The sequence below is a fragment of the Rhodococcus sp. IEGM 27 genome (genome assembly GCF_033142305.1).
GTDB lineage: Bacteria > Actinomycetota > Actinomycetes > Mycobacteriales > Mycobacteriaceae > Rhodococcus_F > Rhodococcus_F oxybenzonivorans.
The window spans coordinates 160749-173424 of record NZ_JAWLSG010000007.1 but is presented as its reverse complement, the minus strand read 5'-3'; the positions used below and the strand labels follow the sequence as shown (position 1 = coordinate 173424).

At 68.1% G+C, this 12676-nt stretch carries 12 protein-coding genes; 3 read left to right on the top strand and 9 right to left on the bottom strand.

What is annotated here, in order from left to right:
- Nucleotides 1-36: 36 nt before the first annotated feature.
- The 8 genes from R4P95_RS23930 to R4P95_RS23895 form a co-directional block, all read right to left on the bottom strand.
- On the bottom strand, nucleotides 37-1254 hold the full coding sequence (locus tag R4P95_RS23930; protein WP_213572231.1) for a vWA domain-containing protein: 1218 nt from the start codon (nucleotides 1252-1254) through the stop codon (nucleotides 37-39).
- Nucleotides 1251-1892 carry an SRPBCC family protein gene (locus tag R4P95_RS23925; RefSeq protein WP_317744735.1) on the bottom strand — a complete coding sequence of 214 codons (642 nt, stop codon included), beginning with the start codon at nucleotides 1890-1892 and terminating at the stop codon, nucleotides 1251-1253. The genes R4P95_RS23930 and R4P95_RS23925 overlap by 4 nt, the downstream gene beginning before the upstream one ends.
- Before the next feature lie 13 nt (nucleotides 1893-1905).
- Nucleotides 1906-2793 carry a MoxR family ATPase gene (locus R4P95_RS23920; protein ID WP_317744737.1) on the bottom strand — a complete coding sequence of 296 codons (888 nt, stop codon included), beginning with the start codon at nucleotides 2791-2793 and terminating at the stop codon, nucleotides 1906-1908.
- Nucleotides 2790-3683, bottom strand: coding sequence for an XdhC family protein (locus R4P95_RS23915; RefSeq protein ID WP_213572228.1), 894 nt, complete (start codon nucleotides 3681-3683; stop codon nucleotides 2790-2792). The genes R4P95_RS23920 and R4P95_RS23915 overlap by 4 nt, the downstream gene beginning before the upstream one ends.
- Nucleotides 3684-3712: 29 nt before the next feature.
- The gene (locus R4P95_RS23910; protein ID WP_317744739.1) at nucleotides 3713-6115 is read right to left on the bottom strand and encodes an aerobic carbon-monoxide dehydrogenase large subunit; all 2403 of its coding nucleotides are present in this window, start codon (nucleotides 6113-6115) and stop codon (nucleotides 3713-3715) included.
- Nucleotides 6112-6696: a (2Fe-2S)-binding protein gene (locus R4P95_RS23905; protein ID WP_317744741.1), complete on the bottom strand. Its 585-nt coding sequence runs from the start codon at nucleotides 6694-6696 to the stop codon at nucleotides 6112-6114. Before R4P95_RS23905 ends, R4P95_RS23910 begins: the two co-directional genes overlap by 4 nt.
- Before the next feature lie 2 nt (nucleotides 6697-6698).
- Entirely contained in the window at nucleotides 6699-7604 is a 906-nt protein-coding gene (locus R4P95_RS23900) for a xanthine dehydrogenase family protein subunit M (protein WP_317744743.1), read from the bottom strand.
- Nucleotides 7605-7679: 75 nt separating this feature from the next.
- Nucleotides 7680-8822, bottom strand: coding sequence for an XdhC family protein (locus R4P95_RS23895; RefSeq protein ID WP_213572224.1), 1143 nt, complete (start codon nucleotides 8820-8822; stop codon nucleotides 7680-7682).
- A gap of 210 nt (nucleotides 8823-9032) precedes the next feature.
- Here R4P95_RS23895 and R4P95_RS23890 point away from each other — a divergent pair, with 210 nt between their 5' ends.
- On the top strand, nucleotides 9033-9692 hold the full coding sequence (locus R4P95_RS23890; protein WP_317744744.1) for a response regulator transcription factor: 660 nt from the start codon (nucleotides 9033-9035) through the stop codon (nucleotides 9690-9692).
- A gap of 21 nt (nucleotides 9693-9713) precedes the next feature.
- Here R4P95_RS23890 and R4P95_RS23885 read toward each other — a convergent pair whose 3' ends face one another.
- Nucleotides 9714-10331, bottom strand: a complete 618-nt coding sequence (locus R4P95_RS23885; RefSeq protein WP_213572222.1) for a hypothetical protein — start codon at nucleotides 10329-10331, stop codon at nucleotides 9714-9716.
- Nucleotides 10332-10525: 194 nt separating this feature from the next.
- Here R4P95_RS23885 and R4P95_RS23880 point away from each other — a divergent pair, with 194 nt between their 5' ends.
- Both R4P95_RS23880 and R4P95_RS23875 read left to right on the top strand, forming a co-directional pair.
- Entirely contained in the window at nucleotides 10526-11032 is a 507-nt protein-coding gene (locus R4P95_RS23880; RefSeq protein WP_317744746.1) for an FxsA family protein, read from the top strand.
- A 12-nt stretch (nucleotides 11033-11044) separates the two neighbouring features.
- On the top strand, nucleotides 11045-12649 hold the full coding sequence (locus R4P95_RS23875) for an amidohydrolase (protein ID WP_317744748.1): 1605 nt from the start codon (nucleotides 11045-11047) through the stop codon (nucleotides 12647-12649).
- Nucleotides 12650-12676 lie beyond the last annotated feature (27 nt).

The window sequence follows — 12676 nt, the reverse complement described above, 5'->3', positions numbered from 1 at the left end:
CGGCGATGGCGAGGACGTCGAAGTTCGGTGGAGGAGCTATTTCGTCCCGCCGATCACGTCCAGCACGTCACGGAGCGCGGACACGGAATGCGCGGGGAGGAAGGCATCGCAGAACGGCAGCGCGGCCGCCATCGATCCGGCGAGAGGCCGGAAGTCGGGGTCACCGGCGCGGGGGTTGAGCCACACCAGTCGGTGGGCGCGGCGACGGACCCTGGTGAGGGCATGCGCCAGACGCTTCGGGTCGTCGCTGTCCCAACCGTCGGACGCGATGATCACGACTGCCCCGCGCAGCGCGTTGCCGTGCGGGGACGCCAAGAGTTCGCTCACGCTGCCCGCGATGTGGGTGCCGCCGAATCTGTCGACCACCTTGTCGTTCGCCTTGCGGACCGCGGTCTCGGCGCTGCGGTGGGCGAGGACGGGGGTGAGCCGCGTCAGCGACGTGGAGAACGCGAACACCTCCGGCCTGCCCGCGGTCTGCCGTTGCACCGCCGCGCGCATGAGATGGAGATAGATCGCAGCGTAGGGCTGCATCGACCGGCTCACGTCGCACAGCATCACGATGCGCCGCGGACGGTTCCGGGCACGGCTCCGCGCGAGAACCACCGGCTCCCAGCCCGTGGCTCTCGACAGGTTCATGGTGGCGCGCAGGTCGATACGCCGGCCGCGGCGGTGCACTTCGCGACGCCGGGTGCGGCGGGACGGCCAAGCGGCGGTGGCCTGTTCCAGCCAGGATCCGAGGAGCCGGAGGTCGCCGGCGTCGAATCGGGCGAAGGGCTCGTCGGCGCGGGCCACGAGCCTGCTGGGCAGGGTGTCCGGCACGGCGGTGAGCGCGTCGCGAAGGTCGTCCTCGCCGCTGTCGTCGCCGCCGGTCATCATCGGTCGTGTCACCCACGGCACGCCCTCCACGTCCTGCGCGTCACCGGGCCGGTCGCGACCCTCGCGGACCCCGGCGAGGGCAGTCTCCCGTCCGGCAGCGGCGCGGCGCGCGTGCGGGTCCACGGACAGCACGGCGTCCTCGAAGACCGCGGAGAACACCGCGTCGAACGACGCGAGGTCGTCGACGCGGTTGACCAGCGTCAGGCGCGCCGACCAGTACAGCCGCGACCGCGAATTCGGCGGCGACAGGTGCAGCGCCTGCACGAACACCGCGGGGCCACTCGCCGAGACGACGACACCACGCGAGCGCAATCGGGCGACGAGTGCCACCGCGAACGCCGCGAGGTCGACGCCCCGCAGGACGCCCGACGCGCTCATCGCCTGCGGCGGCCCACCACGAGCACGACCACGATTCCCGCGAGGACGGCGGCGAGAATCGGCGCGTACCGCTTCCACACCCCCGCCCCGGACAGCGCGAGGAGGTCCAGCGGAGCCGGTTCGGCGGCCGGCGGGGCCACGGAGAGGTTCGTGGTCCCGGCCGCCTCGGGCTCGGCCGTGGACTCCTCGCCGGGACCTCCGGCGAGCTTCGCTTCCAGCGACTCCGCGAACTGACCCATGAGTTTCTCCGACACCTGCTGAATCATTCCGCTGCCGAACTGCGCAAGTTTGCCGACGATCTTCATGTCGGTGTCCACGGTGACGCAGGTGCCGGCACCGGTCTCGTGCAACTGCGCGATGATCGTCGCGGACGCGTTACCGGAACCGCGTGAGTCCCGACCGCGGGCGTCGATCACGGCGCGATGCTCCCGCGGGTCACGCTGCACGAACGTGGCCTTGCCCTTGAATTCACTCGTCACCGGGCCGACCTTGACCTTCACCTTCCCCAGGTAGTCGTCGCCTTCCCGTCCGGTCATCTGTGCCCCGGGCAGCAGCGGGGCAACCTCCTCGAGGTCGCTGAGTACCTCCCAGGCCTGCTCGATCGGTGCATTGACGGTGAACTCGTTGGCAATCTTCATGGCAGTTGCCTTTTCATCCGGTGGCCAGGACGTGCGCATAGTCGGTGAATGCGTCTTGAACTATTGTGCGGTCGTCAGGGGTCTTCGCGAGGGCACTCAAGCTTTGAATTGCGTCGTCGCGAACCAGATCCGCCACACCCAGGGCCGCGAGTGCGGATACCCAGTCGATCGTCTCGGCGATTCCGGGCGGCTTGTCGAGATCGAGTTCGCGGGCCCGGCCGACGAAGCGGGTGGCGTGCTCGATGAGGGGTGCCGTCGCCACGGGGACCGTGCGGCGCACGATGGCGGCCGCCCGGGCCGGCTCCGGATAGTCGATCCAGTGGTAGAGGCACCGCCTGCGCAGCGCGTCGTGGAGGTCGCGACTCCGGTTGGATGTCAGCACGACGACGGGGTGATGTTCGGCCGTGAACGTTCCGAGTTCGGGTACGGTGACCGACGCCTCGCCCAGAAATTCGAGGAGGAGTGCCTCGAACTCGTCGTCGGCTCGGTCTATTTCGTCGATCAGCAGGACGGGCGGGGTCGGTCCCCGATATCTCACGCAATGGAGGATCGGACGCTCGAGCAGGAATTCCTCGGTGAACAGATCGTCCTCGGTCAGACCGTCACCCCGCGATTCGGCCAGCCGGATGGTGAGCAACTGCCGCTGGTAGTTCCAGTCGTAGAGGGCCTCGTTCGCGGTGAGGCCCTCGTAGCACTGTAAGCGGATCAGTGGGGCGCCGAGGACGGCCGCGAGAGCCTTCGCCGCGGTGGTCTTACCGACTCCGGGTTCGCCTTCGAGCAGGAGCGGACGGCTCAGCGCCGCCGCGAGATACAGAGCGGACGCGGTTCCGAAGTCGAGGAGGTAGTCCTCGGCATCGAAGCGCCGGATCACCTCCGCCACATCCTCGAAGGGTGTCGTCATACCGCTTCCGTTCCCTGCGCGAACGAAGTCCGGCAACCCGGCCCGCAGAACCAGAAGTCGTCACCGCCGCGCCGCAGGTGGACAGTATCCGGCCGGACCGAGACGCGCATCCCGCACACCGGATCGACCGCTTCCGTCACCGCCTCCCGCGGAGGCGTATCGTCCTCGGGCGCACGTAGTCCCGCGGTGCGCAGTTCGTGCACCAGTTCTGCGGCGATCGACACCGCGATCTCCGCCGACGTCCGCGCCCCGATGTTCAGGCCGACCGGGGTATGTACCCTGGCCCGCTCGGATTCGGTGAGACCCAGGGCGTCGAGGATGGCGCCGCCCCGAGTCCGGCTGGCGACGAGCCCGACGTATCCGACCCCGGCGTCGAGCGCCGCGCGAATGACGTCCGCCTCGGGGCCGCCGTGACCGGCCAGCACCACGGCCGTCGTGCCCGTGAACTGTTCGAGACCGGCGTCGTCGTGCTCGACGGAGAACTCCAGCAATTCCGAAATGTGCGTCAACGCCTGCGCGATCGGTGTGGTGCCGTAGATCCGCACCACCGGCGGTGGCAGTTGCGGCTCGAGAAAGATCTCCATGGCGCCACCGGACAAGCACGGATTCACCACGACGGATGCGCCCGGCATCTCGGGGAACTGCACGGCCCCGTCGGGAAGGACCCGCAGCAGCACGCTCTCGTTGGTCTTCAGCACACCCAGGGCTGCCGTGCGCACCGAGTTCTGCGCGCACTGGCCGCCGACGAAACCCTCGATGGTCCCGTCCTGCAGGAGAATCGCCTCGTCACCGGTATGGCTGGACGTGGGTGGCTGCGCTCGCACCACGGTCGCGTGGACGAACGGCCTGCGGTCGCGCACCAATTGCGCCGCACGCTCTTTCAGATCCATCGGGCCTCCTGCCGAGAGCCGGGCAACGTTCAGATCGGTGGTGTCGCGCGGCCCTGCATGGCCTCCCACACCCGGGACGGGGTGAGCGGCATGTCGGCGTGCCGCACACCGAACGGGGCGAGCGCATCCACGACGGCGTTCACCACGGCCGGCGGAGACCCGACCGTCGCGGACTCGCCGATGCCCTTGGCGCCGATCGGGTGATGGGGTGACGGGGTGACGGTGAAGCCGGTCTCCAGCTTCGGCACCTCCAGCGCCGTGGGGATCAGGTAGTCCATCAGCGATCCGCCGAGGCAGTTGCCGTCCTCGTCGAATTCGATGATCTCCATCAACGCCATCCCGATGCCGTCGACGATGCCGCCGTGCACCTGGCCCTCGATGATCATCGGGTTGATGCGGGTGCCGCAGTCGTCGACGGCGAGGAACCGCCGCACTTTCACCACCGCGGTGCCGGGATCGATGTCGACGACGCAGAAGTACGCGCCGTAGGGGTACGTCAGATTCTCCGGGTTGTAGCAGATCTGCGCGTCGAGTCCGCCCTCGATGCCCTCCGGCAGATCACCGGCGCCGTGTGCCCGCATCGCGATGTCCTGGATGGTCACCTTCGCTGAGGGATCACCCTTCACATGGAATTCGCCTTTCTCCCATTCCAGATCCGCGACCGAGGCCTCGAGCATCCCGGACGCGATGATCTTCGCCTTGTCCCGTACCTTGCGGGCCACCAGCGCCGCGGCCGCGCCCGACACCGGCGTGGACCGGCTGCCGTACGTGCCGAGCCCGAACGGTGTGTTGTCGGTGTCGCCGTGCACGACGTCGATGTCGTCCGGTGGAATGCCGAGTTCCTCCGCGACGATTTGGGCGAACGTCGTCTCGTGCCCCTGTCCCTGGGTCTGCACCGACAACCGGAGGACGGCTTTTCCGGTGGGGTGGACGCGCAGTTCGCACCCGTCGGCCATGCCCAGGCCGAGAATGTCCATGTCCTTCCGCGGACCGGCGCCGACGGCCTCGGTGAAGAACGCCATGCCGATACCCATCAGCTCACCGCGTTCGCGGCGTTCCTTCTGTTCCTCCCGCAACTGCTGGTAGCCGATCAGGTCCATGGCTTTGCGCAGGGTGGTCTCGTAGTCGCCCGAGTCGTACACCCAGCCGGTCTTGCTGGTGTAGGGGAACTGGTCGGGACGCAGCAGGTTCTTCAGCCGAAGCTCCGCCGGATCCATCTTCAGGTCGAACGCCAGGCAGTCGACGAGCCGCTCGACCAGATACACGGCCTCGGTGATGCGGAACGAGCACGCGTACGCCACCCCGCCGGGCGCCTTGTTCGTGTAGACCGCCGTCATCGCGCAGTGCGCGGCCTCTATGTCGTAGCTGCCGGTGAAGACGCCGAAGAAACCCGCCGGATACTTCACCGGGGCCGCAGTGCCGTTGAACGCACCGTGGTCGGCCAGCACCTTCGTGCGGATCGCGAGCATCTTGCCCTCTTTGGTCGCAGCGATCTCGCCGACCATGATGTAGTCGCGGGCGAAGCCCGTGCTCATCAGGTTCTCGCTGCGATCCTCCATCCACTTCACCGGTTTGCCCGTCACCAGCGACGCCACGATGGCACACACGTATCCCGGGTAGATCGGGACCTTGTTGCCGAATCCGCCGCCGATGTCCGGGGACACCACCCGAATCTTGTGCTCCGGGATCCCCGAGACCAGGGCGTAGACCGTCCGGTGCGCGTGCGGGGCCTGCGACGTGGAGTACAGCGTCAACTTGCCGGACACCTTGTCGACGTCGGCGATCGCACCGCACGTCTCCATCGGCGCCGGATGCACCCTCGGGTAGACGATCTCCTGCTTGACCACGACGTCCGCCCTCGCGAACACGGCCTCGGTCGCGGCGGCGTCGCCCGTCTCCCAGTCGAAGCAGTGGTTGTCCGTTTTGCCGTCGAGATCGTCACGGATCACCGGTGCGTCGGGTGAGAGCGCCCTGCGGGCGTCGACGACAGGATCGAGCATGTCGTACTCGACGTCGATCAGCTCCAGCGCGTCCCGAGCCGAATAGCGGTCCTCAGCGATGACGAATGCGACTTCCTGACCTTGGAACCGCACCTTGTCGGTGGCGAGTACGGCCTGCACGTCGTTGGACAGGGTCGGCATCCACGCGAGGTTCTTCGCGGCGAGGTCGGCGCCCGTCACTACCGCGGTCACCTTCGGGTGTTCCTGTGCCGCAGAGGTATCGATGCTCACGATCCGTGCATGCGCGACCGGCGACCGCAGGATCGCCAGGTGCAGCATGCCGGGGAGGGTGATGTCGTCGACGTAATTCCCGAGCCCCCGGATGAAGCGGGGATCCTCCTTCCGGAGCATGCGGCCGTGGCCACAGGGCTTCTTGTCGTTGTCGATAATTTCGGCGTCGCCCGATGGCGGACGCGATTCGACGGTGGTCATGACTTACTTCCCGTGGTCGCGTGTTCCTCGACTGTCATCGGTGCGCCCTCGGCGCCCCGCGTCTTGTCCTCCTGGACCTCCGCGTCGAAGTCGCCGGCCGGTTCCGGCTCGGCGGCCTCGCCCGCCCGATGGTCCGCCGCCCACTGGATCGAGCGCACGATCGTGGTGTATCCGGTGCAGCGGCAGATCTGCCCGGAGATCGCTTCCCGGATGGTGGCCTCGTCGGGGCTCTCCTCCCGGTCGAGCAGTGCCCGCGCCGTCATCATCATGCCGGGGGTGCAGAACCCGCACTGCAGTCCGTGGCACTGCATGAAGCCCTGCTGAAGGGGATCGAGTTCGCCGTCGTGTTCGAGACCCTCGACCGTGCGGACGTCGTGCCCGCTCGCCATCGCGGCGAGCATCGTGCACGACTTCACCGGATCGCCGTCCACGGTGACGACACACGTCCCGCAGTTGCTGGTGTCGCAGCCCCAATGGGTCCCGGTCAGACCGAGCTGGTCGCGGAGGAAATGGACCAGCAGCATGCGCGGTTCCACCTCGGCGCTCACTGCCTCGCCGTTGACGGTCATGTTCACCTGCATGGCTATGCCTCTTCTCCGGTCGGCTCGTGCTCCACATCGCTGCGGAGCACCCGGTCGACCGCTGTGCGGAGTGTGCGGATCGTGAGTTCGGATGCGAGATGGCGCTTGTAGTCGACGGTGCCGCGGGCGTCTCCGACGGGCTCGCAGGCCTGTGCGGCCAACCGTCCGGCTTGGGCGAACGCCTCCTCGGAGGGGGGACGTCCGGTCAGGTAGTCGGCAATGGCCGAGAGCCCGGACGGATCCGGGTTCACGGCGGTCAGGCCGACGGCTGCCCGGGCTATCTCGCCGCCCTCCACCGTGACTGCGGCGCCGGCCGCGGCGATCGCCCAATCTCCGGTTCGCCGTGCAATCTTGGCGTACGCACTGGAACTGTGGCCGTGAACCGGTATCACGATCTCGATGAGCATTTCGTTGTGTGCGAGCGCCGTCTCGTATGGTCCGACGAGGAACTCGGACATCGGGATCTCGCGACGTCCGCCGGGCCCGCGCACCACGCACGTGGCGTCGAGTAGAGAGCAGACCGTGGTGAGATCCTCGGCCGGATCCGCCTGACACAGAGATCCGCCAATGGTTCCGCGGTTGCGGACCACCGGGTCGGCGATCACCTTCTCCGCGTCGCGGAAGAGGGGGAACGCCGCCGCGAGTTCGTCTGATTCGAGTAGCCGGCGGTGCCGTGTCATCGCACCGATCCGCAGCCTCGACCGCTCGGTCGTGATGTAGCCGAGTTCGCCCTCGAGGTCGTTGATGTCGATGAGGTACTCGGGATTGGCGAGGCGAAGTTTCATCATGGGGAGCAGGCTGTGGCCGCCAGCGACGAGGCGGGCTTCGTCGCCCAGCCGGTCGAGCAGGGCGATGGCGTCCTCGACGCCCGTGGCACGCTCGTATTCGAAGGATCCTGGAACTTGCATTGTGACCTACCTCACAAATGTGGATCCTCTCAGCCTGCGCAAGAACCGGTGGTCCGTCAACCCCGGTAAACCGCCCTAGTCGACGCAGAAATCGACAGGTTCCTCGTGGTGGATCCGGCCGCTCGACTCCATTAGTGGGCGCCCCGTGCCACCCCACCGGCGGGCGATGATCTCGGCGGCGATGGACACCGCCGTCTCCTCGGGTGTCCTGGCACCGATGTCCAGGCCGATGGGGCTCGACAGCCGGTCGAGCTCGGTGTCGGTCAGACCGGCCTCGCGGAGGCGTTCGCGCCGGTCCTGATCGGTTCGGCGTGATCCCATGGCGCCTATGTAGGCGACGTCGGGGATGCGTAGTGCCGTCTCGAGGAGGGGAACGTCGAACTTGGGGTCGTGGGTGAGTACGCAGATCACGGTCCGGCCGTCGATGGCCTGTGCCTCTGCCTGCGCAGCGAGATACCGGTGCGGCCAGTCCACCACCACTTCGTCGGCCGTCGGGAACCGCGCGTGCGTCGCGAACACCGGACGGGCGTCGCAGACCGTCACCCGGTATCCCATGAAGGCGCCCTGCCGGGCCACCGCGGCGGCGAAGTCGATGGCCCCGAACACGAGCATGCGCGGCCTCGGCGCGTAACTGGCGACGAACACCTCCATGCCCTCGCCGCGGCGCTGACCGTCGGTGCCGTACGTCAGCACCGTGCTGCCGCCCGCCGCGAGGAGCCCCCGGGCGTCGTCGGTCACCGCGGAATCGGCTCGGTCGGAGCCGAGTGAACCGCTCACGTTCTCGGGCCGGACGACCAGACGTCGCCCCACCCGCGCGGCATCGGGATGCGCGACAACGGTGGCCACGGCGACCGGCAGGTGATTGTCGATGTCCTGGGCGATCTCATCGAGCTCGGGGAAAGTGTTGCGCGACACCGGTTCGACGAAAATGTCGATGATTCCACCACAGGTGAGACCCACCTCGAACGCGTTCTCGTCGCTGATCCCGTACCGCTGCAGCACCGGCGTGCCGGACGCCGTGACCTCGCATGCAAGTTCGTAGACCGCTCCCTCGACACACCCACCGGACACGGAACCGGATGCAGTCCCATCGGGTGCCACGACCATCGATGCCCCCGGCGGTCGCGGAGCGGATCGGAATGTGCGGACCACGGTTCCGACACCCGCCGTCCCGCCCGCGGTCCACACCGCCATCAGGTCCGCCAGTACCTCGCGCATCAGCACCCTTCCCGCTCGAGTCCGGACGTGTGATAGACGCTCAGCTACAAGCCTATTCCGCCGAGGCGGGTTTGGTCCGGGAGACCGGACCTCACCCTCGCGGCCTCAGGTGCCTGCTGGGTGTTGCGGCAGTCGGAATCGCCGGCCAAGACCACAGGCGCCACCTTTGTGGATCCGCAACGCGGGGCATGGCGGTGCTAGGTTGGCGCTGTGCCGATCACCGTGCTACTTGTGGACGACCAGGAATTGATGCGTATGGGCCTCAATATGGTGCTCGACGCGCAGGACGACATCGTGGTGGTCGGCGAGGCGGGCGACGGGGCGGCCGCGGTGGCGGCGGTCCGTAAACTTGAACCCGATGTCGTGCTGATGGATGTGCGCATGCCGGTGGTGGACGGGGTCAGTGCGACGGCGCAGATACTCGAATCCGGGGTCGCCAGCCGCGTACTCGTCATGACGACCTTCGACCTCGACGAGCACGCAATGGGGGCGTTGCGGGCGGGGGCCAGTGGCTTTCTGCTCAAGGACACCCCCTCGGAGGACCTGGTGTCGGCCATCCGCAGTGTGGCGGCGGGAGACGCTGTGGTGTCGCCGAAGGTGACGCGGCGACTGCTGGCCCGTTTCCTCGACGAAGGCCGGGCTCCGCGCCGCGACCCGGCGGTACTGGACGTGCTGACCGAGCGGGAGCGGGAAGTGCTGCAGCTGGTCGCCACCGGATTGTCGAACACGGAGATCGCGGAAAGTCTGTTCCTGTCCGAGTCGACGGTGAAATCGCACATCGGCCGGATACTCACCAAATTGAATGTGCGGGACCGGGTGCAGGCGGTGGTCCTGGCCTACGAGACGGGCCTGGTGCGGCCCGGCTCGTAGGCTCGTCCGCCGCCGTGACGGTCAGGACGTGAACGTGCCGACGGTCGGGACCACCGTGCAGTTGACGTTGCCGGGATAGCTCACGGTGCCGAACATCGTGCCGAGCACCGTGCCCGCACCCGTGTCGACGATCTTCGACAGCAGCGGGGTGTTGATGATGGGCAGGCGGTCGTCGAGTTTCACGATCCCGCCCTGGAAGGTGTTCAGGTTGATCCAGGCAACACTGAGGTCGGAGGACTGCGGTATCGCCACGTAGGCGGGAATTGCCTGGAATCGCAGCTGGCCGGCGGTGATCGGGGGAAAGAGATTCGGTCCTGCCTGAGCGCTTGCGAGGGTGACGGTCGCCGGCTCGTCGGCGACACCGCATCCCAGGGTGGGGGACGGGTACATGAAGTCCTGGGGCGTGGTGAGCCCGAGTTCGAGCACATCCTTCGGGACGAAGACGCTGGCGCCGAGGAGTTGGTTCACCGCGTTGCTCGCCACCGGCGACATCTCGGCGGCCAGCGCCTGCAGTTCCCCGATGCCCCGAGCCGCATCGGGTAGGGGCTGGGCCGAGGCGGGTGCGGCCGACAGCGTGCAGGCGACAGCGGCCGATGCCAATACCGTCGTGGCACGGCGGAACAGGGTGGACCGGAACATAGCGGCTCCTTGTTGTGCGCGGGATCGGAAGATCCCCCATCCGAGAGAACTGCATCACGGCACAACTCTCAATGTCAACTTTAGGGTTAGATTGTGAGCGGTTCGAGATCTGTGCCGGGAGAAATCTGGCGTCCTCGAACGTTGAACGGACAGACGGCCAGAGTGTCGGTATCCGCCGTTCGAAAGGGGGCGTCATGTACGCCGCAATGTTTCTGCTCTACGTGGTGGCGGAGATCGCCGCACTCATTTGGGTGGGCGGCACGATCGGCGTGCTCTGGACAGCCTGCCTCTTCCTCGGTGGATCGCTCGTCGGACTGATGCTGATGCGCTCGCAGTGGCGTCGAGTGATTCAGGGGTTGCGTGCAGCCGCAGGCGGCAAGGGGTCGCCGGGCGCGGCGGTAGCGGATGGCGCCCTCGTGGCGGTCGGTTCGGCGCTGATGGTGGTGCCCGGACTCGTCACATCACTTCTCGGGCTGCTTCTGTTGATCCCGCCCACCCGATGGCTGCTGCGGCCCGTGGTGGTGCTGGTTGCCGGCAAGCGCGCCGCCGTCGTCGCGGCCGGCGCCGAGGCCTTCGCGCGTACCCCTCGTCGAGGCCGCGGTGAAGTGATCGAAGGTGAGGTGGTGCACGACGTGTTCGACGGTGAGGTAGTCGATCCGCAACCTCGAACCCCGACCCGTGATCCACGCCTTCTGCCCTAGCAGGCACACTAGGTGCCCGTGACTACCCAACTGCTGGTCGGCGGCCGAATCTACAGTTCCTTTGCACCAGACGCCACGTCGATGGCAGTGACCGACGGAACCGTCGTGTGGGTCGGCGACGACCGCGCAGCCCGCGCACTGCACCCGGACGCCGAGGTCGTGAACCTGGACGGCGCGTTCGTCACTCCGGCGTTCGTCGACACCCACGTCCACGTGACCGCCCTGGGGCTGAACATCGTGGGCCTCGACCTCGTCGGTGTCGGCTCGCTGCGCGAGTGCCTCGACCGGTTGCAGTCCTTTGCTCGCACCCACGACGACGCCGTCATCTGGGGGCACGGCTGGGACGACTCGAACTGGCCGGAGGGCGCCGGCCCCACCACGGCGCAGTTGGACGAGGCCGCGCCGGGCCGCCCGGTGTACCTTTCGCGGATCGATGTCCACTCCGCGGTGTGCTCCACTGCGCTGCGGCAGCTGGTCCCCGATGTGAACGGAACCGCGGGCTACTCCCCGGACGGACCGCTGACCTTCGAGGCGCACCACGCCGCCCGCACGGTCGCCCGATCCCTGCTGACGGAACGGCAGCGGGCAGCCGCCCGCGCCGCAGCGCTCGACGCCATTGCCGCCCGCGGAATCGTCGCGGTGCACGAGTGTGGCGGTCCGGACATCGCCGGACTGGACGACTTCCGCGAATTGTTGTCCACCTCCCACGCAGTGGAGGTGCGAGGTTACTGGGGGCAAGCAGTCTCCGACGTCGAGGAGGCCCGGAAGCTCCTGCAGGACACGGGCGCTCACGCTCTCGGCGGCGACCTGTTCATCGATGGCTCCATCGGGTCGCACACCGCGTGGCTCCGCGAACCCTACGCCGATGCGCCCGGCACCACCGGGAAGAGCTACCTCACCGTCGACGAGATCGCGGCCCACCTTCGGGCCTGCACGATCGCCGGCATTCAGGCGGGCTTCCACGTGATCGGTGACGCCGCAGTCCGGGCCGCGGTCGATGCCCTCGCGCTGGTGGCCGACGAACTCGGCGGACCCGCCGTCGCCGCGGCCGGACACCGGCTCGAGCACGCCGAGATGATGAGCACCGAAGACGCGGCCCGCCTCGCGACGTGGGGTGTGATCGCCAGCGTGCAGCCCGCGTTCGACGCCCTGTGGGGTGGGACGAACGGTCTCTACGCACAGCGTCTCGGCCGCGACCGGGCCCTCACCTTGAACCCGTTCTCCGCGGCCGCGTCCGCCGGAGTGTCGCTGGCGCTGAGTTCCGACGCTCCCGTGACCCCGGTCGAACCGTGGGCGATGGTCCGTGCGGCAGTCCAGCACCGGACTCCGGGGAGCGGCATCTCGCCGCGTGCCGCGTTCTCCGCTGCCACTCGTGGGGCCTGGCGGGCCGGCGGGGTCCGGGACGGGCTGGCGGGCACCCTCAACCCTGGCGCCCCGGCGTCGTATGCGGTGTGGGATGCCGGGGAGCTGGTGGTCAGCGCACCCCAGGATTCCGTCCAGCGGTGGTCGACCGATCCGCGGTCCCGGGTGCCCGCCCTGCCGCGACTCGACGAAGACGCACCCACGCCGGTGCTGCTGCGTTCGGTGCATCGGGGGAGCATCGTCCATGAGCGCTGACGGCGGAGCGTCGTCCATGAGCGCAGA